The sequence below is a fragment of the Domibacillus sp. genome (genome assembly GCF_031181085.1).
Classification (GTDB): domain Bacteria; phylum Bacillota; class Bacilli; order Bacillales; family Domibacillaceae; genus Domibacillus.
The window spans coordinates 173,402-193,009 of the sequence record NZ_JAPSLE010000005.1; the positions used below are offsets into that span (position 1 = coordinate 173,402).

The 19,608-nt window shown below is 47.3% G+C and carries 22 protein-coding genes, 1 pseudogene and 1 other annotated feature; of the genes and pseudogenes, 21 read left to right on the forward strand and 2 right to left on the reverse strand.

Going from position 1 to position 19,608, the window contains the following annotated elements; all coding sequences use genetic code 11:
* The first annotated feature begins 32 nt into the window (after window positions 1-32).
* Window positions 33-107: a sequence feature (ribosomal protein L21 leader region), on the forward strand.
* 12 nt (window positions 108-119) lie between these two features.
* The 7 genes from rplU to pheA all read left to right on the forward strand — a co-directional run bounded on the left by rplU (window position 120) and on the right by pheA (window position 4,467).
* Window positions 120-428 (forward strand): 50S ribosomal protein L21, encoded by a 309-nt coding sequence (rplU, locus tag RIN81_RS09755; protein WP_251269559.1) that lies wholly within the window; start codon window positions 120-122, stop codon window positions 426-428.
* 12 nt (window positions 429-440) lie between these two features.
* Window positions 441-773 (forward strand): ribosomal-processing cysteine protease Prp, encoded by a 333-nt coding sequence (locus tag RIN81_RS09760; protein WP_242233336.1) that lies wholly within the window; start codon window positions 441-443, stop codon window positions 771-773.
* Window positions 774-789: 16 nt separating this feature from the next.
* The gene (gene rpmA, locus RIN81_RS09765) at window positions 790-1,074 is read left to right on the forward strand and encodes a 50S ribosomal protein L27 (protein ID WP_309089865.1); all 285 of its coding nucleotides are present in this window, start codon (window positions 790-792) and stop codon (window positions 1,072-1,074) included.
* 131 nt (window positions 1,075-1,205) lie between these two features.
* Window positions 1,206-1,772 (forward strand): Spo0B C-terminal domain-containing protein, encoded by a 567-nt coding sequence (locus RIN81_RS09770; protein WP_309089669.1) that lies wholly within the window; start codon window positions 1,206-1,208, stop codon window positions 1,770-1,772.
* A gap of 14 nt (window positions 1,773-1,786) precedes the next feature.
* The gene (obgE, locus tag RIN81_RS09775; protein ID WP_309089672.1) at window positions 1,787-3,076 is read left to right on the forward strand and encodes a GTPase ObgE; all 1,290 of its coding nucleotides are present in this window, start codon (window positions 1,787-1,789) and stop codon (window positions 3,074-3,076) included.
* A gap of 33 nt (window positions 3,077-3,109) precedes the next feature.
* A complete protein-coding gene (locus RIN81_RS09780) occupies window positions 3,110-3,565 on the forward strand; it encodes an ACT domain-containing protein (protein ID WP_050181236.1) in 456 nt (151 codons plus the stop codon).
* Window positions 3,566-3,597: 32 nt separating this feature from the next.
* Window positions 3,598-4,467 (forward strand): prephenate dehydratase, encoded by an 870-nt coding sequence (gene pheA, locus RIN81_RS09785; RefSeq protein WP_309089675.1) that lies wholly within the window; start codon window positions 3,598-3,600, stop codon window positions 4,465-4,467.
* A gap of 34 nt (window positions 4,468-4,501) precedes the next feature.
* Here pheA and RIN81_RS09790 read toward each other — a convergent pair whose 3' ends face one another.
* Together RIN81_RS09790 and RIN81_RS09795 are read right to left on the reverse strand one after the other, a co-directional pair.
* A complete protein-coding gene (locus RIN81_RS09790; protein WP_309089677.1) occupies window positions 4,502-5,035 on the reverse strand; it encodes a transcription repressor NadR in 534 nt (177 codons plus the stop codon).
* 22 nt (window positions 5,036-5,057) lie between these two features.
* Window positions 5,058-6,161, reverse strand: a complete 1,104-nt coding sequence (locus tag RIN81_RS09795; RefSeq protein ID WP_309089680.1) for an IscS subfamily cysteine desulfurase — start codon at window positions 6,159-6,161, stop codon at window positions 5,058-5,060.
* A 96-nt stretch (window positions 6,162-6,257) separates the two neighbouring features.
* Here RIN81_RS09795 and nadB point away from each other — a divergent pair, with 96 nt between their 5' ends.
* From nadB to yajC, 14 genes and pseudogenes are all read left to right on the forward strand, one after another.
* Complete coding sequence (gene nadB / locus RIN81_RS09800; protein WP_309089682.1) at window positions 6,258-7,844, forward strand: L-aspartate oxidase; 1,587 nt, start codon at window positions 6,258-6,260, stop codon at window positions 7,842-7,844.
* Window positions 7,798-8,667: a carboxylating nicotinate-nucleotide diphosphorylase gene (nadC, locus tag RIN81_RS09805; protein WP_309089684.1), complete on the forward strand. Its 870-nt coding sequence runs from the start codon at window positions 7,798-7,800 to the stop codon at window positions 8,665-8,667. The genes nadB and nadC overlap by 47 nt, the downstream gene beginning before the upstream one ends.
* Window positions 8,645-9,745, forward strand: coding sequence for a quinolinate synthase NadA (nadA, locus tag RIN81_RS09810; protein WP_309089686.1), 1,101 nt, complete (start codon window positions 8,645-8,647; stop codon window positions 9,743-9,745). The genes nadC and nadA overlap by 23 nt, the downstream gene beginning before the upstream one ends.
* Window positions 9,746-9,810: 65 nt before the next feature.
* Window positions 9,811-9,955: pseudogene (locus tag RIN81_RS15840) on the forward strand (LysM peptidoglycan-binding domain-containing protein); the annotation flags it as partial.
* Window positions 9,956-10,702: 747 nt separating this feature from the next.
* Window positions 10,703-11,455: a DeoR/GlpR family DNA-binding transcription regulator gene (locus tag RIN81_RS09820; RefSeq protein ID WP_251269549.1), complete on the forward strand. Its 753-nt coding sequence runs from the start codon at window positions 10,703-10,705 to the stop codon at window positions 11,453-11,455.
* Complete coding sequence (pfkB, locus tag RIN81_RS09825) at window positions 11,452-12,381, forward strand: 1-phosphofructokinase (protein WP_309089690.1); 930 nt, start codon at window positions 11,452-11,454, stop codon at window positions 12,379-12,381. Before RIN81_RS09820 ends, pfkB begins: the two co-directional genes overlap by 4 nt.
* Complete coding sequence (locus RIN81_RS09830) at window positions 12,378-14,252, forward strand: PTS fructose transporter subunit IIABC (protein ID WP_309089692.1); 1,875 nt, start codon at window positions 12,378-12,380, stop codon at window positions 14,250-14,252. The genes pfkB and RIN81_RS09830 overlap by 4 nt, the downstream gene beginning before the upstream one ends.
* A gap of 99 nt (window positions 14,253-14,351) precedes the next feature.
* Window positions 14,352-15,158, forward strand: a complete 807-nt coding sequence (locus tag RIN81_RS09835) for a uroporphyrinogen-III synthase (RefSeq protein ID WP_309089694.1) — start codon at window positions 14,352-14,354, stop codon at window positions 15,156-15,158.
* Window positions 15,159-15,238: 80 nt separating this feature from the next.
* Complete coding sequence (gene ruvA, locus RIN81_RS09840; protein WP_251269545.1) at window positions 15,239-15,850, forward strand: Holliday junction branch migration protein RuvA; 612 nt, start codon at window positions 15,239-15,241, stop codon at window positions 15,848-15,850.
* 15 nt (window positions 15,851-15,865) lie between these two features.
* Complete coding sequence (gene ruvB, locus RIN81_RS09845; protein ID WP_309089697.1) at window positions 15,866-16,870, forward strand: Holliday junction branch migration DNA helicase RuvB; 1,005 nt, start codon at window positions 15,866-15,868, stop codon at window positions 16,868-16,870.
* A complete protein-coding gene (locus RIN81_RS09850) occupies window positions 16,867-17,073 on the forward strand; it encodes a DUF2905 domain-containing protein (protein ID WP_251269543.1) in 207 nt (68 codons plus the stop codon). Before ruvB ends, RIN81_RS09850 begins: the two co-directional genes overlap by 4 nt.
* Window positions 17,074-17,089: 16 nt before the next feature.
* Window positions 17,090-18,148: a tRNA preQ1(34) S-adenosylmethionine ribosyltransferase-isomerase QueA gene (queA, locus tag RIN81_RS09855; protein ID WP_309089700.1), complete on the forward strand. Its 1,059-nt coding sequence runs from the start codon at window positions 17,090-17,092 to the stop codon at window positions 18,146-18,148.
* Window positions 18,135-19,274 (forward strand): tRNA guanosine(34) transglycosylase Tgt, encoded by a 1,140-nt coding sequence (gene tgt / locus RIN81_RS09860; protein ID WP_242233354.1) that lies wholly within the window; start codon window positions 18,135-18,137, stop codon window positions 19,272-19,274. The genes queA and tgt overlap by 14 nt, the downstream gene beginning before the upstream one ends.
* Window positions 19,275-19,310: 36 nt before the next feature.
* The gene (gene yajC, locus RIN81_RS09865; RefSeq protein WP_242233355.1) at window positions 19,311-19,580 is read left to right on the forward strand and encodes a preprotein translocase subunit YajC; all 270 of its coding nucleotides are present in this window, start codon (window positions 19,311-19,313) and stop codon (window positions 19,578-19,580) included.
* The last annotated feature ends 28 nt before the right edge of the window (window positions 19,581-19,608 follow it).

Here is a 19,608-nt window from a genome sequence, read left to right on the forward strand (position 1 = left end):
ATGATAGAATTCATATGTTATTGTTTGTAGCACCCGTGCTACAACCGCGCACAGCAGGTTTTAAGTATCGATCGATCACCTGTTAAGTGGCGAGTCTGAGTAAACAGGGAGGTGCAGAAATGTACGCAATTATTGAAACAGGCGGCAAGCAGGTTAAAGTTGAAGAAGGTCAAGCAATCTACATCGAAAAATTGAACGCACAAGATGGTGACACTGTCACTTTTGATAAAGTTCTTTTCGTTGGTGGCAATGACGTGAAAGTCGGCAGCCCAGTCGTAGAAGGCGCAACTGTAACGGCGAAGGTTGAAAAGCAAGGACGCGCGAAGAAAATCATCGTTTTCAAATTCAAAGCGAAGAAAAACTACCGCAAAAAGCAAGGACACCGTCAGCCTTACACGAAAGTAGTCATTGAAAAAATCAACGCATAAGGCGATGATGCAATGATCTATGTAGATGTGAATAAAAACGAGGCCGGGCTCATTCAGTCATTTACGATGAAGGGACATGCCGGCTTTGATGAAAGCGGCAAAGATCTTGTCTGCGCCGGTGCATCAGCTGTTTCGTTCGGCGCCATTAATGCAGTACAGGCATTGACCGGTATCACACCTCATATCGAACTGGGGGAAGATGGCGGCCTGCTTTACTGCAAGGTGCCGGACGGACTGCCTGAAGACAAGCGCAGCCAGATTCAGCTTCTGCTCGAAGGCATGGTCGTTTCACTGCAGACGATTGAAGAAGGGCACGGACAGTATATTAAGATAAATTTTCTATAGGAGGTGAAATCACATGTTGTTGAAATTGGATCTTCAATTTTTCGCATCCAAAAAAGGGGTAGGTTCTACAAAGAACGGACGTGACTCTGAAGCAAAACGCCTTGGCGCTAAACGTGCTGACGGTCAATTCGTTACAGGTGGTTCAATCCTTTACCGTCAACGCGGTACAAAAGTTCACCCAGGTGAAAACGTTGGCCGTGGCGGCGATGATACATTGTTTGCGAAAACAGACGGTATCGTTCGTTTCGAGCGCGTTGGACGCGATCGTAAAAAAGTAAGTGTTTATCCTGCTGCTCAATAATTGGATGAACGAATGGAGGCGTTCTGAAAGTCAACCTTTCGGAGCGCCTCTATTTTTTTATGTGCAGGCTTTGAGGTTTTCCCGTTCAATTGGGACATTTTTCTGCTATACTAAAAAAGAATGTGTGAACGTTGGAACAAGCGGGGGGTGTGATCAGCCAAGTGGAAAATGAAAAATGGACGTTGTTAAAAACGCTTCGTCATGCGCGTCATGACTGGATGAATGATATACAGATTGTCAAAGGGTATCTTTCTCTTAATAACATTGATGCCGCAGCCCGAGCTGCAGATCATATCATTTTAAAGGCTGTACAGGAGTCGAGGCTGTGTAATCTTGGCATGCCGGGGATGGCGGAGCTGTTTATGACGTTTAACTGGTCGCAGCACTTATTCCGGCTTGAATATGAACTGGATGAATCCGTTGCAGCCGGCACGGCGGACGACCAAAAAGCGTGCCGTTTCTTTAATCGGTTATTTTCGCTGCTGGAGCAGCATATAAAAGAATTTAACGAGCACGAGCTGTTTGTTCATTTATCTGAAAAACAAGGCTCCCTTGCTGCAGAGATGGAATGGATGGGAGAAGTGGCTAACCGGCCGCTGCTTCTGAAGAAAATAAAGGAATTTGCGCATAGTCTTGAGCTTAAAAGTGCTGTGTGGGAAACGGATTCCGGGGATATACTAATGGAAGTGACATTTTAGGAGGAACAGACAATATGTTTGTAGATCAGGTTAAAATATATGTTAAAGGCGGCGACGGAGGTAACGGGATGGTCGCATTCCGCCGTGAAAAATACGTACCGAACGGCGGACCGGCCGGCGGCGATGGAGGAAACGGCGCGAATGTAGTGTTTGAAGTGGAAGAAGGACTCCGCACATTAATGGACTTCCGTTACCAGCGCCATTTCAAAGCGCCGCGCGGCGAGCACGGCATGAGCAAAAACATGCACGGCCGTAATTCAAAAGATATGATTATCAAGGTTCCGCCGGGCACAGTCGTAACAGATGATGAAACGGGAGAAGTGATTGCGGATCTGGTAGAACATGGACAGCAGGCCATTATTGCACGCGGCGGCCGCGGCGGCCGTGGAAACAGCCGCTTTGCGACACCGGCTAATCCGGCACCGGAAATCTCTGAAAACGGGGAGCCGGGTATCGAGCGTAATGTTACGTTAGAATTAAAGCTTTTGGCAGATGTAGGACTTGTCGGTTTTCCAAGTGTGGGTAAATCCACTCTTCTTTCAGTCGTAACGGCGGCTAAGCCGAAAATCGCGGCCTACCACTTTACAACGCTCGTTCCAAATCTCGGCATGGTTGAGACCGAAGACGGCCGCAGTTTTGTTATGGCAGATCTGCCAGGATTAATTGAAGGTGCGCATGAAGGAACCGGACTTGGCCATCAATTCCTGCGTCATATCGAGCGGACGCGCGTCATTGTTCACGTACTTGACATGTCTGCGATGGAAGGCCGTGATCCGTATGAGGATTACGTAACCATTAACAATGAGTTAAAAGAATATAATCTTCGGCTGACAGAGCGTCCGGAAATTATTGTAGCCAATAAAATGGATATGCCGGAAGCAGAAGAAAATTTAAAAGAGTTCAAGGAAAAAGTAGGAGAAGATGCGGTTATTTTCCCAATTTCTGCGCTGACACGCAGCGGGCTGCGCGACTTGCTGTTTGCTATTGCCGATAAAGTGGAAGAGACGCCCGAATTCCCGCTTGATCACGAGGAAGAAGATTTGTCTGTAAACCGGGTGATGTACCGCCATGACAAGCAAGCCGCTGAGTTTGTGATTACACGTGGTCCAGATGGAGCGTTTGAGCTGACAGGCAGCAAAATTGAAAAATTGTTTAAAATGACGGACTTCTCGCGGGAACCATCCGTTCAACGCTTTGCCCGCCAGCTACGTTCAATGGGGGTAGATGAAGCGCTGCGTGAACGGGGTGCTGAAAACGGCGACATCGTCCGTCTGCTTGATTACGAATTTGAATTTGTCGATTAAAAGCTGCAGCCGGCGGTTTTGAGGGGGAGCGACATGGGGAAGAAAGAACAGAATGAAAAATTTTATCTTGTCCGCGAAGATGTACTTCCGGAAGCGATGAAAAAAACGCTTGATGCAAAAGAATTAATCGAACGGAAACGAGCAGACTCTGTCTGGGACGCGGTTCAACAAGTGGATTTGAGCCGCAGTGCTTTTTATAAATACCGCGATACGGTGTTTCCGTTTCACACCGTTGTCAAAGAGCGGATCATTACTTTATTTTTTCACCTGGAAGACCGATCGGGTACCTTATCTGAACTGCTGGCCGTTGTCGCGAGCTGCGGCGGAAACGTGTTGACGATTCACCAGACGATTCCGCTTCAGGGACGCGCAAACGTGACGCTGTCCTTGAATGTGACCGGCATGATCACCGGGCTGGACGAGCTATTATCTCAATTAAAAAAATTGGAATTTGTTGATACAGTAGAAGTGCTCGGTTCGGGCGCATAAGTTGTTTGAAGAGAAGACTGGAGTGAACTGTTTTGAGGAAAATTGCTTTTTTAGGTCCCGCGGCTACATTCACTGATATTGCGGTATCAGAAGCATTCCCGAATGACGAGCGGATTCCATGTGTAACCATTCCGGAATGCATGGACTATGTTATTGAAGGAAAAGCAGATCTGGCTGTTGTACCGATTGAAAACGCCTTAGAAGGCACGGTCAATATGACTATCGATCATTTGTTTCATGAAGCGGATCTAACCATTGTCGGCGAACTAACGGCTCCGATTCAGCAGCACCTGCTTGTTCATCCGGACAATGCCGATAAATGGACAGAAGCTAAAAGAGTTTTGTCGCATCCGCATGCCATTGCGCAATGCCACAAATTTTTGCACCGTCATTTTTATGGCATTCCATCGCAGCAAATGACTTCGACGGCGGCCGCAGCGAAATATGTAAGTGAGCATCCGGAAGAATGCATTGCAGCCATAGCCAATTCACTTTCAGCAAGAGAATATGGCCTGTATACAGCAAAAACAGATATTCATGATTTTGCGTTTAATCATACTCGTTTTCTTGTTTTATCTAAAACACACGAAGAGTTATCGTTTTCACTTCCTAAAACAGGCGGTAAAACAACCATTGTTGTTACGCTGCCGACAGACCGGCCAGGGACGCTTCATCAAGTACTGGCAACGTTCGCTTGGCGAAATCTGAACCTTGCGAAAATTGAGTCTCGCCCTCTTAAAACAGGTCTGGGCAATTATTTTTTCATTATTGATGTTGCGCAGCGCATTGACGATGTGTTAGTGCCGGGCGCTTTTGCTGAGATGGAAGCACTCGGATGCAAGGTGCAGGTGCTCGGAAGTTATTACGGCTATGAAGTAGGACAAGCCGCGGAAAAAGCATAAAAAAGAAGCCTGTTTCAAAACGGGCTTCTTTTTTTTATTGAAGCAAAAATCCGGCTTCACGCAAAGCTTGCTCAGCTTCATCAAGTACCGCGGCTTCTTTGGCGGACAATGTATGCAAATGAACGCCTTCTGTCAGCTCAGACAAGTAAGCCGCACTTGTTTGATTGATTTTATCCAAAAACTGCATCGCTTCTTTTCGATTTGATACCATAATGGACGCGGTTAAATCACCATAAACCGGATGTTCAATTTTAACGTCTTTAACAAGAACACCAAGGTCTACGAGGAGAAGAAGCTCTTCTTTTGTTTGACCGGGCAGATGCGAGCAGGCAACGACCCGTTCCACTTGTCCGCTCTGAGGTGAATCCATATATACATACCCTTGGCTTGTCGCCACAATTGGAATGCCGCGGGCTTTAAGCAGCGTAATATCTCCGACTACAACCTGACGGCTCACTTGTGCCCGTTCGGCCAGCTCACTCCCGGTCAGTGGATTCTGGCTCGATTGAAGCCAGTGCAAAATCTGCTCACGCCGATTTTCGCCGATCAGTTTTCTTTTATCTATCATGATGCAATCCCTCCACCGGTAATCATAGCACAACCGCTTGTTTTGCAACATGAATAAGTGCCTGTCCGAGCTGCCGGACTTCGTCTTCTGTCGTCTCGGAACCAAATGAAACACGGAAAAACTGCCGTGCTTCTTCCATGGACATTCCCATCGCAAGTGCTGCTTTCATGCCTGATGCAGAAGAAGCGTCACAAGCACTCCCGGTTGAGATATACATATTCCGGGCATTTAAAGCCAGCATCACCAGCTGCCCTTCCACGCCGGGAATACACATACCAATTACACCCGGGTACTGCTTGCTGTCTGGCCCTTCAATCCACCGAATCGAAGAGTTCTTCAGCTCCTGTTTCAGCAGACGACGCAGGGAGGAAAGTTTCTCAAGACATGAATTCGTTTGGGCAGCTTCTGCAAAAGCCGCAGCAGCCGGTGAATCCACTGTACCGCCGCGGACGCCTTTTTCATGCGTTAAACCGGGAAACACAGGCTTTAACGCATGAAACGGAGACAGATAAATTGCTCCGCAGCCTTTTGGGCCGCCGACTTTGTGAGCTGAAAAAGTCATGGCATCGGCGTGAATGGAATGAAGAGGCATTTTGCCAAACGATTGAACACAGTCTGTATGAAAAAAAATCCCTCGCTTCTTTGCCTCCACAGCCAGTTCTTCCACCGGCTGAATCGTGCCGATTTCCGGGTTAATATGCTGAATTGAAATGAGCCCGGTTTGGGGGGTGATCGATGCTTTTACCGCTTCTGCAGCAACAATTCCTTCCCTGGTCATTGGCAGCTTCGTCACAGAGAATCCTTCTGATTGCAGAACAGACATCGCAGAATGCACAGATGTATGCTCTGCCATAGATGTAATGATATGTTTTTTACCGCTGCTTCGCGCTAAAGAGAGAATCGCCAGCAAGTTCCCTTCCGTTCCGCTGCCTGTAAAGTAAATCCCCTCTTTTTGCACACCAGCCCGTTCGGCAATAAGAGCTCGGCTTCTTTCAAGCAGGAGGGAGGCGCGTGTTCCTTCATCATGCGGACTGGAACTGTTTCCCCAAAAACGACTTGCTGCTTCTATATATATATCGAGTGCCTCTTTTTTCATTGGAGAGGTGGCTGCATAATCAAAATACATATTATCCCTGCTTTCTGAGCAAAAAATTAAGGCTTGTCTTTCTTTTTATTTTATGTAAAGATAGGTGTCAAGACAACTGTAAAGTGAGGGTGGGCAATGAAAAAAATGCCACAGGCGGTCATTATCGGCTCCGGGATTGCGGCGCTGCAGGCCGCTAGACATTTAGCGCTGCATATGAATGTGATTGTTATCACAAAGACGACGATTCGGCAAAGCAACTCTTACTATGCGCAAGGCGGTATTGCAGCCGTTTTGTCTTTATCTGATACAAATGAATCTCACATACAAGATACTCTCGCGGCGGGTGAATACCACCACAATAAAGAAGCCGTCAGAGAGCTGGTTGTAAAAGGAGCTCGTGAAGTAAACAGCTTATTAAGGGAAGGGTTCCCGGCCGATCGGCAAGCAGATGGAAGTCTCTCATTCGGTTTAGAAGGAGCACACAGCACAAGCCGGATTATTCATGCGGGCGGCGATGCAACCGGGAAGTGGACAATTGAGCATTTAATCGCACACCTGCCGGAGCAGGTCACGATCCGTGAAGAAGAAATGGCGATTGAACTCATCGTTCATGATGGTATCTGCACGGGTGTTAAAACAAAATCAAGTCAAGGGGCTTTGTATCACTATGATGCAGACCATATTGTGCTGGCAACGGGCGGGGCCGGAGCTCTTTATTCGTTTACCTCTAACCAGGAGACGATTACGGGTGACGGGATTGCTTTGGCCTGCCGGGCTGGAGCCGCAGTAACCGATATGGAATTTATGCAATTTCACCCGACTCTTTTATTTATAAATGGCGAAACGAAAGGACTCGTTTCAGAAGCGGTCAGGGGAGTGGGGGCTGTACTGGTCGATGAGCAGGGCCGCAAAATAATGAAGGATATACATCCGCTCGAAGATTTAGCACCCCGTCATGTGACAGCTTTTGAGATTTACAAAGCCCGGCAGCAGGGAAGAGATGTTTTTTTGGATATATCGATGATCGAACAGTTTGACCGCCGCTTCCCATCCATTGCCGCGTTATGCCGCCGGCACGGCGTAGACGTCACAAAAGGACGCATCCCTGTTGCACCGGGAAGCCACTTTTTAATGGGCGGCGTAAAAACAGACACATGCGGCCGTACAAGCGTAAAAGGGCTGTATGCAATTGGAGAAACAGCCTGTACAGGTGTGCATGGGGCAAATCGTTTGGCAAGCAATTCTCTTCTTGAAGGCCTTGCTTTCGGAAAACGTTTTGTTGAAGCGGTACTTCACGACGAAGAAGAGAAAACAAGTATTTATGAACCGGGACCGGTGATGCCGGCTTCCCCTCCGCCGCTCTTACAAAAAGAAGAGCTTCAGGCGGCTATGATGGAGGGAGCCGGTATTATCCGGACAAAGAAAACGCTTCAAGAACTCGAAGACTGCTTAAAGCAGGCAAGAATACAAAAAGGGGACATCAGCGGCTGGCCGATCGAGAAAATCGAGCGTTTCTTTATGCATATAACCGCTTATTTGATTGTTTCTGCTGCGTTAAAACGTACTGAGTCACGCGGCGCTCATATTCGGGCTGATTACCCGGAAAAAAATGAGCAATGGGCAAAAACATGGATTACCTTTCAAAATAAATGGCTGTATACAAGGAGTGAAGAACATGAATGGCATGAAACTGGACGATATGCTGAAAGCTTTTTTTATTGAGGATATAGGAGATCGCGACCTGACAGGGGAGAGCATTTTTAGTGAACACGAAGCAGGGACGTTTTCTTTTTGGGCAAAAGAAGCCGGTATTTTTTGCGGAAGAGCTGTGATTGAACGGGGGTTCCGTCTCGTAGACGAAACCATTTCAACAAGTGTACTGAAACAAGACGGCGACCGGGTGAAAAAAGGAGAATGCCTTGCAAGAATTACAGGGCCGTATCGATCGCTTTTAGCAGGAGAGCGGGTCATTTTAAATTTGGCTCAGCGAATGAGCGGGATTGCCACGGCTGCGGCAGCCGCGGTAAAAGAAACAAAAGGAACAAGGGCGAGAATATGTGATACAAGAAAAACGGTTCCCGGCCTTCGTATGCTTGAAAAGTATGCAGTTCGGACAGGCGGTGCATTCAATCACCGCAATGGGCTCTATGATGCCATTATGCTAAAAGATAACCATATTGCATTTGCAGGCGGGATTAAGCAGGCTGTTACAAAAGCGAAGCAGTCATGCGGACACACCATCAAAATTGAAGTGGAAATTGAATCGGAAGAACAGCTCAAAGAAGCTGTGCAGGCAGGCGCGGATATTATTATGTTTGATAACTGCACGCCGGCCCAGATCGAAGCGTGGCTGCCTCTTGTACCGGCGCATATTGAAACAGAAGCATCAGGAGGCATTGAGCTTGAAACAATCCGTGACTACGCGTTAACGGGAATCGGATGGATTTCGCTTGGCGCATTAACACATTCCGTTCAAGCACTTGATATTAGCGCAAGAGTAGAAATGAAGGGAGAGGTTTTGCATGGCATTAACTGGACTGGTTAAAGGGATGCTGCCGAATCAGTATCGGCAAATGGCGCAGGAGGATATGGAAGCACGGGTGCGGGAAATTAAAAAGGAAATGGGCAAATCGTTATTTATTCCTGGCCACCATTATCAAAAAGATGAAGTCATTCAATTCGCAGATGCAGTAGGAGATTCTCTTCAACTTGCACAGGTCTCAGCAGCGAACCGTGAAGCAGAACATATTGTGTTTTGTGGCGTTCATTTTATGGCGGAAACAGCCGACATTTTAACAAGTGAAAAACAAACGGTTTACCTGCCGGATATGCGTGCAGGATGCTCCATGGCGGATATGGCTGATATTTATCAGACAGAGCGCGCGTGGACAGCCCTTCAGGCGTTGTTCGGTGACACGATGATTCCTCTGACTTATGTCAATTCAACCGCAGCGATAAAAGCTTTTACCGGACGCAATGGCGGGTCGTGTGTCACTTCATCAAATGCAAGGTCAATGGTAGAATGGGCATTTACGGAAAAGCCGCGTATTTTGTTTCTGCCGGATCAGCACCTTGGGCGCAATACAGCCTTCGACATTGGTGTGCCGCTTGAAGAAATGGCGGTCTGGAACCCGATTACCGATACATTGGAATATGAAGGAGATATAGAAAAAGTCCGGGTTATTTTATGGAAGGGACACTGCTCGGTTCACGAAAATTTCACGGTCGCTAATATTGAAGAACTGCGCCGCACACGGCCGGACATGAAGATTATCGTTCATCCGGAATGCCGTAGAGAAGTAGTGGCCCTGGCAGATGATAACGGCTCCACCAAGTATATTATCGATGTGATTGAGCAGGCAGAGCCTGGTACACTCTGGGCTATCGGAACAGAAATGAACCTTGTCAAACGGATTATGGCGCAGCATCCGGACAAAGAAATCGTCTCGTTAAATCCGAATATGTGTCCGTGCCTAACCATGAATCGGATTGATCTGCCACACCTGCTTTGGTCACTGGAAACCATTGCAGAAGGAAAGAGCGGAAACGTTATTCAAGTGGATGCACGCACGGCCCAAGAAGCCAAATGGTCGCTTGACCGTATGCTGGCACGAGCATACTGATTTTTTCGCACACCGGCCTACCGGGCGCATACAATATGGGTGAATGATCATTGAGGAGGGACACAATGAAGATCCATATTGTGCAGCGCGGTGATACGCTATGGTCGATTGCCGAGAAACATGGAGTGACGTTTGAAGAAGTACAAAAACTAAATGCCCATTTGGCCAATCCGGATATGATCGTTCCGGGTATGAAAATTAAATTACCCGACACGGCTGCGATTATGGAAAAAAGCCATCCATATGCAAACAACAAGCCATTTGCATATCCACCTTTAATGGAAGAAACAAAAGGAATGGAAGAAGCAAAGGGAATGGAAGAAACAAAAGGAATGGAAGAAGACATGAAATCTGAACCTGAACTGACCATGCCGGAAGACTGGATGACAGAGCCGGTACCGGCACCAACGGCAGAACCAGTACCAACGCCAGCACCAACACCATCGATGCCGTCTGTGCCGCCGATACAGTCTATGCCATCGATGCCATCTGTACCGCAGGTGCCATCGATGCCATCCGCACCGCCACAGCTTGAACACGAGATGATGATGCCTTGTCCGCCAATACCATGTTACTTTGTGCCGGTGCCTTGCCCAGTGCCGTATATGCATCAGCCTTACGGGTTGATGCCAGAGATGGAAGATGAGGAAGAACAAGAGCATCATGATAACATGCATTATCCGGAAATGATGATGCCAAAATGCCCATACTGTCATCGTTGACTGAAAAGACGTGCGTTTTCGCACGTCTTTTTTTGTATGGATGGAAAAAAGTAGGTTTTTGTATATTCACATAATTTTCAGATAAAATAGTGCGGAAATTGCCCGTTTTTTTCATGAATCAGTCACAAATAATCAAAGTATGAATGTTTTTGAGAAATAATGATTGAAAATGATTGTTTTTATATGAAAGCGGTTATATAATGAGAGTAACAAAAACAAAGGAGGGATGCAGCCAGTGCTGACAGAAGAACGCCACGCCACGATTTTAAATCTTTTAAAAGAAAAAGAAGTGGTTAAGATTCAAGAACTAACGGAAGCAACAGGGGCGTCAGAATCTACCATCCGCCGCGATTTAACGGATCTGGAAGAATCAGGGCTCCTTAGGCGGGTTCACGGCGGCGCTGCAAAAGTATCCAGGAAACGTATTGAACCATCGATGGGTGAAAAAAGTAATCGTTTCTCAGAAGAAAAACGTGCGGCCGGACGCCTGGCTGCATCCCTTATTGAAGACAATGACTGCGTGTTTATTGATGCGGGAACAACAACACTTGCTCTTATTCCATATATTCAAGCGAAAAACATTGTCGCCGTCACGAGCGGTTTTGATCATTTGCGTCTCTTAGCTGAACAGGGAATTGAAGCGTACGGAACCGGCGGCCGGTTAAAGAAGTCTACGGAAGCTTTAACGGGAACTGGAGCGGTACACGGCCTTCAGCAATATTGGTTTGACAAAGCATTTCTTGGTGTAAACGGGATTCATTTAAAAGCAGGGTATACTACACCGGATCCGGAAGAAGCAGCTGTGAAAACAGAGGCCATAAAGCGTGCACAGCAGCCGTTTATTTTAGCGGATGCGTCGAAGTTTCAGGAAAGCACGTTTGCTCATATTGCTAATCTTGAAGACGCAGTCATTATTACGGGCAAAATCCCAGAGAAAACAAGACGGATGTTCGAGAAAGTAACGGACATCAAGGAGGCACTATCATGATTTACACATGCACACTAAACCCGGCCATTGATTACGTGATACGGGTCGATCAATTTCAAGCAGGCGGATTAAACCGCTCTGAAAGCGCCGATATGTATGCCGGAGGAAAAGGAATTAACGTATCGCGTGTTCTGAAGCGCCTTGAAAGCGACACGTGCGCGATTGGTTTTGCAGGAGGATTTACAGGAGAGTTTATCAAAAGCGAACTGGATCGCGAAGGGGTATCTCACCGCTTTACACCTGTTGAAGGCGCCACGCGTATTAATGTAAAACTGAAATCAAATAGCGAAACAGAAATCAATGGTCCATCACCCCTTATTTCAGACGAGAATGCGAATCAGCTGGTTCAGCTAACGAGCGAATTAACGGATCGGGACTGGCTTCACATCGGCGGAAGCGTACCGTCTTCACTGCCAGCAGACTATGCAGGAACATTAATTGATGCGGCAAGAGCAAAAGGGGCGCGGGTTGTCGTTGATACAAGCGGCGCAGCTCTCAAAGCACTTCTACCATACAAGCCGTTTTTCGTGAAACCGAACCATCATGAGCTTGGTGAATTGTTCGATACAAAAGTAGAAACAAAAGAACAAGCCGCTTCTATTGCGAAAAAACTCGTAGATGAAGGCGCTCAAAACGTGATCGTTTCAATGGGCGGCGATGGTGCTGTTCTTGTTCATAAAGAAGGCGTTTATTTCGCTTCTTCACCAAAAGGCACAGTGAAAAACACAGTCGGATCCGGTGACTCCATGGTAGCAGCATTCATGGCTAAAATCGATGCGGGTCTAGCACCTCATGAAGCGTTCCGCTGGGCGGTTGCAGCAGGAAGCGCAACAGCGTTTTCCGATGATCTGTGCACAAAAGAAGAAGTAGAAGACGTGTACAGCCGTGTGACGATTGTAAAATCAGAGCAGGAGGGATTAGTATGAAAATCACAGACTTACTGAAAAAAGACACAGTCATCATGGACTTGTCTGCAACAGATAAAGCGTCTGTTATTGATGAATTGGTTGCGAAACTAGATCAAGCCGGCCGTTTAAACGACCGTGCTGCCTATAAAGAAGCCATTTTAGCCCGTGAAGCACAAAGCACAACAGGTGTTGGAGAAGGCATTGCGATTCCGCATGCGAAAACAGCAGCAGTTAAAACACCGGCTGTAGCATTTGGCCGTGCGAAAAATGGAATTGATTATGAATCATTAGATGGACAGCCAGCTACACTTTTCTTCATGATCGCGGCTCCAGATGGCGCAAACGAAGCGCACTTAGAAACACTTTCAAGCTTGTCCGGCTTTTTAATGGATCCTGGCTTCCGGGATGAGCTAATGAACGCTAAAAATGAAGACGAAATTATTCAAGCGTTTGACCTGCGTGAAAATGTAGAAGAAAAAGAAGAAACAACTGCTCCTGCTGAGGCGGATGCACCGCTTGTACTAGCGGTAACAGCCTGCCCGACAGGGATTGCGCATACGTATATGGCAGCAGACTCACTGAAAGCAAAAGCGAAAGAAAAAGGCTTAAACTTTAAAGTGGAAACAAACGGTTCAAGCGGCGTGAAAAACGCGCTTACAGCCGATGAAATTGCGAAAGCGTCAGCCATTATTGTCGCAGCGGACAAGCAGGTAGAAATGGAGCGCTTTAAAGGCAAGCATGTGATTCAAGTGCCGGTGGCACAAGGGATTCGCAACCCGGATGGACTGCTTGACCGTGCCGTAAAACAGGATGCACCTGTATTCCAGGGCGGCGGTGGTGCTGCAGCGTCTTCATCGAAGAGCGATTCTTCAGCTGGCAACGCATTCTATAAGCACTTAATGAGCGGTGTATCCGCAATGCTTCCACTTGTAGTCGGCGGCGGTATTTTAATCGCGATTTCATTCTTCTTTGGTATTAATGCAGTAAATCCTGATGATCCAACATACAATCCGTTTGCAAAAGCATTAATGGATATCGGCGGCGGCAGTGCATTTGCTCTTATGATTCCGATTCTTGCTGGATTCATTGCAATGAGTATTGCGGATCGTCCTGGCCTTGCTCCTGGTTTAGTTGGTGGTATGCTGGCTGCGAATGGCGGCTCTGGTTTCCTTGGTGGTTTAATCGCCGGTTTCCTTGCTGGATATGCAGTTGTATTGTTGAAAAAAGTCTTTGCTGGCCTTCCGCAGGCATTGGATGGAATTAAGCCAGTTCTGTTGTACCCGCTATTCGGTATCTTTATTACCGGTATGGCAATGGTTTATGTGATTAATGGTCCTGTAAGTGCCCTGAACCAATGGCTTGTAGATGCCCTTGGCGGAATGGGAACAAGCAATCTTGTTCTTCTTGGTGTGATTCTTGGCGGTATGATGGCTGTTGATATGGGTGGTCCGATTAACAAAGCCGCTTTCACATTCGGTATTGCCATGATTGATGCCGGCAACTTTGCACCGCACGCAGCGGTTATGGCTGGTGGTATGGTTCCGCCGCTTGGTATCGCGCTTGCGACAACATTCTTTAAAAATCGTTTTACTGTACAAGAACGCGATGCAGGTAAAACAAACTACATTATGGGTCTTTCTTTTATCACGGAAGGAGCGATTCCGTTCGCTGCAAAAGATCCGGCACGCGTAATTCCAGCGGCAGTAGCCGGTTCAGCAGTAGCCGGTGCGCTGACAATGATTTTTGGCGTTAAATTGCCTGCACCACACGGCGGAATCTTCGTTTTCCCTGTTGTACAAGGCAACCCGCTTCTTTACCTGGTAGCAGTCCTGGTAGGCGCAGCTGTAACAGCTCTCCTTCTTGCTGTTTTGAAAAAGCCAGTTAAATAAGAAACTAAGGCGGTTCAACCGAGGTTGAACCGCCTTTTTCTATGGAAAAAAGTCGGGGAAACGGATAGTATTAAAAGAAAAGAGAAACGGAGAGATAAAATGGGAAACTTGCATGGGAAAAAAATTGCCATTACTGGCTCACGGAAAATGGCAGAAATGAGCATGATGGTTCAAAAAAAAGGCGGCACGGCTTACGAACGGCCACTTCAGGAAACAATAAAATGTAAGCCGGAGGATATGCAGGGAATTCTTGAAGCTGTGATCGCAAGCGGAACAGATTGGAGTGTTTTTACAACGGGTGTCGGCACAGCGGCTCTTTTTGAAGCAGCTGCCTCGCTTGGCCTGAGTGAGCCGCTTCAAAAAGCGGTAGGGGCTTCCCGAATTGCAACGCGCGGCTACAAAACTGTGCAGGAGTTAAAAAAACATGGGTTAGCTCCGGAAATTATTGATGGTGACGGCACAAACGCCGGCTTGCTTGGGGCGCTTGAAGAAGTGGATTTAGCTGGACAGCGCGTGTTCTTGCAGCTTCATGGAGAGCGGGTGCCGGCTCTTGAGCAGGGGATTGCAGAAAAAGGAGCAGATTTAACATGTATTATGCCGTACGAAACGACGGTTCCATATCCTGAAGTAGTTACGAAACTGGTCCATGAAATCATTGACGGTGACATCGATGCTGTTTTATTTACGGCGACACCACAAGTGCGTGTTTTGTTTAAAGAAGCGGAAAAACAAGGGCTGGCCGGGCAGCTGGCGCAAGCTTTTAATGAAAAAGCGGTTGCCGGCTCGATTGGCAGGATTACAACTGGAACGCTAAGCGAATATGGCGTCACCCGGGTGGTAGCACCGGAACATGAGCGAATGGGAGCGCTTGTTGTAGCAGTTGATGAGTTTTTTAAAGGTGACTGAATATTCAGGGAACAAATGTTTCTTTTTTAGCGCTGATATGATATGATACAATGAACAAGCGTATAAAAGGAGACAGGAATTTGTACGAGTATATTAAAGGATTTATTACATTTGTAGGGCCAGAGTATATTGTTGTTGAAAACAATGGTATCGGCTACCGGGTGCTTACACCGAACCCATTTGCTTTTTCAAAACATGAGCAGGAAGAAAAAACGGTTTATTTGTATCAGCATGTTCGTGAAGATGCTCATGTTCTATTTGGATTTGCAACGATGGAAGAAAAAAGGCTATTTGAAAAGCTGATTAGTGTGTCCGGCATTGGTCCAAAAGGAGCGCTGGCGGTTCTGGCTTCTGGAACACCATCACACGTTGTCAGTGCAATCGAGCGCGAAGATGAGCCCTATTTGGTGAAATTCCCGGGGATCGGCAAAAAAACGGCGCGCCAAATGATTTTAGATTTAAAAGGAAAACTGGATCACGTTGTATCGGATTCTTTGACCGGTTTATTTGCTCCAAAACAGCCGGAACCTGCTTCATCGGGGAATGCTGCGCTTGATGAAGCGCTGCTTGCGCTTGAGGCGCTGGGCTATTCAGCGCGGGAAATCAAGCGCATTACGGGCCGGCTTGAGAAAGAAGCAGCCATGTCTACTGATGAATACATCCGAAAAGGACTGCAGCTGCTGCTTGGATAAGAAGGAGGGACTGGATTGGAAGATCAGCGGGTATTATCAGGCGGAGCCGGAGCAGAAGAACGATTTGAAGAGCAGTCGCTCCGGCCGCAAACGTTACGTCAATATATTGGGCAGGAGCAAGTTAAACAAAACTTGTCTATTTTTATTGAAGCAGCATTGAAACGGGAAGAAACACTGGATCACGTGCTTCTGTATGGGCCTCCCGGACTTGGCAAAACAACGATGGCAGCGGTCATTGCCAACGAAATGGGGTCCGGATTCCGGACAACATCCGGTCCTGCCATTGAACGTCCAGGAGATTTAGCCGCAGTATTAACAGCCCTTTCCCCGGGCGATGTGCTGTTTATTGATGAGATTCACCGGCTGCCACGCTCGATTGAAGAAGTCCTTTATCCGGCAATGGAAGACTTCTGTCTTGATATTGTGATTGGAAAAGGGCCGGAAGCAAGGTCAGTGCGGCTTGACTTGCCTCCGTTTACGCTTATTGGCGCAACCACACGGGCCGGGGCACTTTCTGCGCCGCTTCGTGACCGGTTTGGCGTCCACTCCCGGTTAGAGTACTATACGCCTGATCAGCTCAAGGAAGTAGTCGTGCGGACGGCCGATATACTTGGCACTTCAATTGATGCAGAAGGAGCCGGTGAGCTGGCGCGCCGCTCACGCGGTACACCCCGTATTGCCAATCGATTATTAAAACGGGTGCGCGATTATGCGGAAGTCCGTGGAGAAGGGCACATTACGATCGAAAAAGCGAACGAAGCGCTTGAGCTTCTGCAGGTCGACCGCCTTGGCCTTGATCATATTGACCATAAATTGCTCAACACGATATTAAGCCGTTTTAAAGGCGGTCCGGTGGGGCTTGATACGCTGGCTGCCAGCATTGGCGAAGAATCTGCTACAATAGAAGACGTATATGAACCTTATTTATTGCAAATTGGTTTTCTGCAGCGGACGCCGCGTGGAAGAATCGCCCTGCCGGCTGCTTATGAGCATTTTGGAATGGAGCTGCCTGCATTATGACAAGTATGGGCAAAATGCTGATGGCAGCTGGGGCCGTTTTATTCCTCATTGGGCTTCTTGTCCAATTTGGAAAGCTCGGCCGGCTGCCGGGCGATATTGTAATTAAAAAAGAAAACGCAACCTTTTATTTTCCGATTGTAACATCGATCGTGGCAAGCATTGTGCTGTCGCTTCTTTTTTATGTAATTGGAAAATGGAGATAAATTAGAGGTGTAAGAAATGAAAGTAGAAGATTTTGATTTTGAGCTTCCTGAAGAGTTAATTGCACAGACACCGCTGAAAGAGCGGGCTAAGAGTCGTTTGATGGTGCTCGATAAGGGCACGGGAAGCGTCACTCATGAAACGTTTCAAAATGTCACAAACTATTTGCAGCCGGGCGACTTACTTGTGTTAAATGACACGAAAGTGCTGCCGGCTCGTCTGCATGGCGTCAAAGAAGAAACAGGCGCTAATATTGAAGTGCTTCTTTTAAAGCAGGATGAAACGGATGTATGGGAAACATTGGTGAAGCCGGCCAAGCGTATTAAAGAAGGCAGTGTCATCTCATTCGGAGACGGTAAACTAAAAGCGGTCTGTGTCGGAGAAAAAGAGCAGGGCGGACGGATGCTTCGCTTTAAATACGAAGGAATCTTTTATGAAGTGCTTGACGAGCTTGGTGAAATGCCCCTCCCTCCGTATATTAAAGAACAGCTTGAAGAACGGGATCGCTACCAGACCGTATATGCGAAAGAGCGCGGCTCTGCGGCTGCACCGACAGCGGGTCTTCATTTTACTGAGCCGCTTTTAGCCGAGTTAAAAGAAAAAGGGGTGCGAATCGAGTTTATTACGCTCCATGTCGGCCTTGGGACATTCCGTCCGGTTTCGGTTGAGTCAATCGAAGACCATGACATGCATGCGGAGTACTATACCATTTCTGCCGAAACGGAAGAAGCGATTCGCGAAACAAAACGGGCAGGCGGCCGGGTTATTGCGGTCGGAACAACTTCAGTTCGTACGCTTGAAACGGCTGCACGCGACCACGGGGAAGTGAAACAATCAAGCGGCTGGACCGATATTTTTATTTATCCGGGATTTGAATTCCGGGCGATAGACGGCATGATTACGAATTTTCACTTGCCAAAGTCTACGCTCATTATGTTAATCAGTGCCCTGGCCGGACAGCAGCGTGTCCTCGCAGCTTATGAAGAAGCCGTAAAGGAAAAATACCGCTTTTTCAGTTTTGGAGATGCGATGCTTATTATCGATGTGAAAGGTGACAAAACGAATGACAGCCATTAAATATGAACACATTAAAACATGTAAACAAACAGGAGCGCGTCTTGGCCGTGTACATACACCGCATGGCAGCTTTGAGACGCCGGTTTTTATGCCGGTTGGAACGCTTGCCACTGTTAAAACAATGGCGCCGGAAGATATTAAGGCAATGGGCGCGAACATTTTGCTCAGCAATACGTACCACCTGTGGCTCCGCCCTGGGCACGATATTGTGAAGGAGGCAGGCGGCCTTCATAAATTCATGAATTGGGATGGCGCTATTTTAACGGATTCCGGCGGGTTCCAGGTATTTTCGTTAAGTGAATTCCGGAAAATTGAAGAAGAAGGCGTTCATTTCCGTAATCATATTAATGGCGACAAACTGTTTTTATCTCCAGAAAAAGCAATGGAGATTCAAAATGCGCTCGGTTCTGATATTATGATGGCATTTGACGAGTGCCCGCCGTATCCGGCAGAGTATGAATATATGAAAAAATCTGTAGAGCGCACATCCCGCTGGGCAGAACGCTGCCTTACTGCACACCAACGGCCGCAGGATCAGGGGCTGTTTGGTATTGTACAGGGCGGTGAGTATGAAGATCTTCGTAAACAAAGCGCTCGTGACCTCGTGTCGCTTGACTTCCCGGGTTATGCCATTGGCGGCTTATCGGTCGGCGAGCCAAAAGATGTCATGAATCGTGTACTTGAGTTTACAACGCCTCATTTGCCAGCAGACAAGCCGCGCTATTTAATGGGGGTAGGATCGCCAGACTCGTTAATTGATGGAGCAATACGCGGAATCGACATGTTCGACTGCGTACTGCCGACACGCATTGCCCGCAACGGCACCCTAATGACAAGTGAAGGAAGACTTGTCGTGAAAAACGCCAAGTATGCCCGTGATTTTGGGCCGCTTGATCCAAATTGCAGCTGCTATGCATGTAAAAATTATTCTCGTGCGTATGTCCGCCACTTGCTTCACTGTAATGAAACATTTGGAATTAGACTTACGACTTACCATAACCTACATTTTCTGATAAAATTAATGGAAAACGTACGTCAAGCGATCCGAGAGGACCGGCTTGGTGATTTCCGCGAGGAGTTCTTTGAGCAATACGGGTTCAATCGTCCGGATGCAAAAAACTTTTGACGTTGTTTGTTTTTTTGAAAGGAGTGAAGAATACGAATGGAAGCATTAGCTCAGTTTCTCCCTTTGATTATTATGTTTGCACTGTTTTATTTCCTATTGATCCGTCCACAGCGAAAGCGTCAGCGCACGGTGATGGAAATGCAGAACAATTTGCAAAAAGGAGACAAAATCGTTACAATTGGCGGTCTTCACGGTATGATTGAATCAACCGACGAAACAACGATCACTATTGTAGTCGGCGATGGTACACGTTTAACATTTGACCGCTCGGCGGTACGTGATGTAGTAAACAAAACGAATGCCTAACATGCAAAAGCCCGGATAAGAATCCGGG

Coding starts and splice junctions, on each gene's coding strand:
- rplU (WP_251269559.1), top strand. CDS start 120: ATGTACGCAATTATTGAAACAGGCGGCAAGCAGGTTAAAGTTGAAGAA.
- nadC (WP_309089684.1), top strand. CDS start 7,798: ATGAATGGCATGAAACTGGACGATATGCTGAAAGCTTTTTTTATTGAG.
- RIN81_RS09795 (WP_309089680.1), bottom strand. CDS start 6,161: ATGTATTTTGATTATGCAGCCACCTCTCCAATGAAAAAAGAGGCACTC.
- pfkB (WP_309089690.1), top strand. CDS start 11,452: ATGATTTACACATGCACACTAAACCCGGCCATTGATTACGTGATACGG.
- nadA (WP_309089686.1), top strand. CDS start 8,645: ATGGCATTAACTGGACTGGTTAAAGGGATGCTGCCGAATCAGTATCGG.
- queA (WP_309089700.1), top strand. CDS start 17,090: ATGAAAGTAGAAGATTTTGATTTTGAGCTTCCTGAAGAGTTAATTGCA.
- tgt (WP_242233354.1), top strand. CDS start 18,135: ATGACAGCCATTAAATATGAACACATTAAAACATGTAAACAAACAGGA.
- RIN81_RS09850 (WP_251269543.1), top strand. CDS start 16,867: ATGACAAGTATGGGCAAAATGCTGATGGCAGCTGGGGCCGTTTTATTC.
- yajC (WP_242233355.1), top strand. CDS start 19,311: ATGGAAGCATTAGCTCAGTTTCTCCCTTTGATTATTATGTTTGCACTG.
- RIN81_RS09830 (WP_309089692.1), top strand. CDS start 12,378: ATGAAAATCACAGACTTACTGAAAAAAGACACAGTCATCATGGACTTG.
- RIN81_RS09790 (WP_309089677.1), bottom strand. CDS start 5,035: ATGATAGATAAAAGAAAACTGATCGGCGAAAATCGGCGTGAGCAGATT.
- nadB (WP_309089682.1), top strand. CDS start 6,258: ATGAAAAAAATGCCACAGGCGGTCATTATCGGCTCCGGGATTGCGGCG.
- RIN81_RS09760 (WP_242233336.1), top strand. CDS start 441: ATGATCTATGTAGATGTGAATAAAAACGAGGCCGGGCTCATTCAGTCA.
- RIN81_RS09835 (WP_309089694.1), top strand. CDS start 14,352: ATGGGAAACTTGCATGGGAAAAAAATTGCCATTACTGGCTCACGGAAA.
- obgE (WP_309089672.1), top strand. CDS start 1,787: ATGTTTGTAGATCAGGTTAAAATATATGTTAAAGGCGGCGACGGAGGT.
- RIN81_RS09780 (WP_050181236.1), top strand. CDS start 3,110: ATGGGGAAGAAAGAACAGAATGAAAAATTTTATCTTGTCCGCGAAGAT.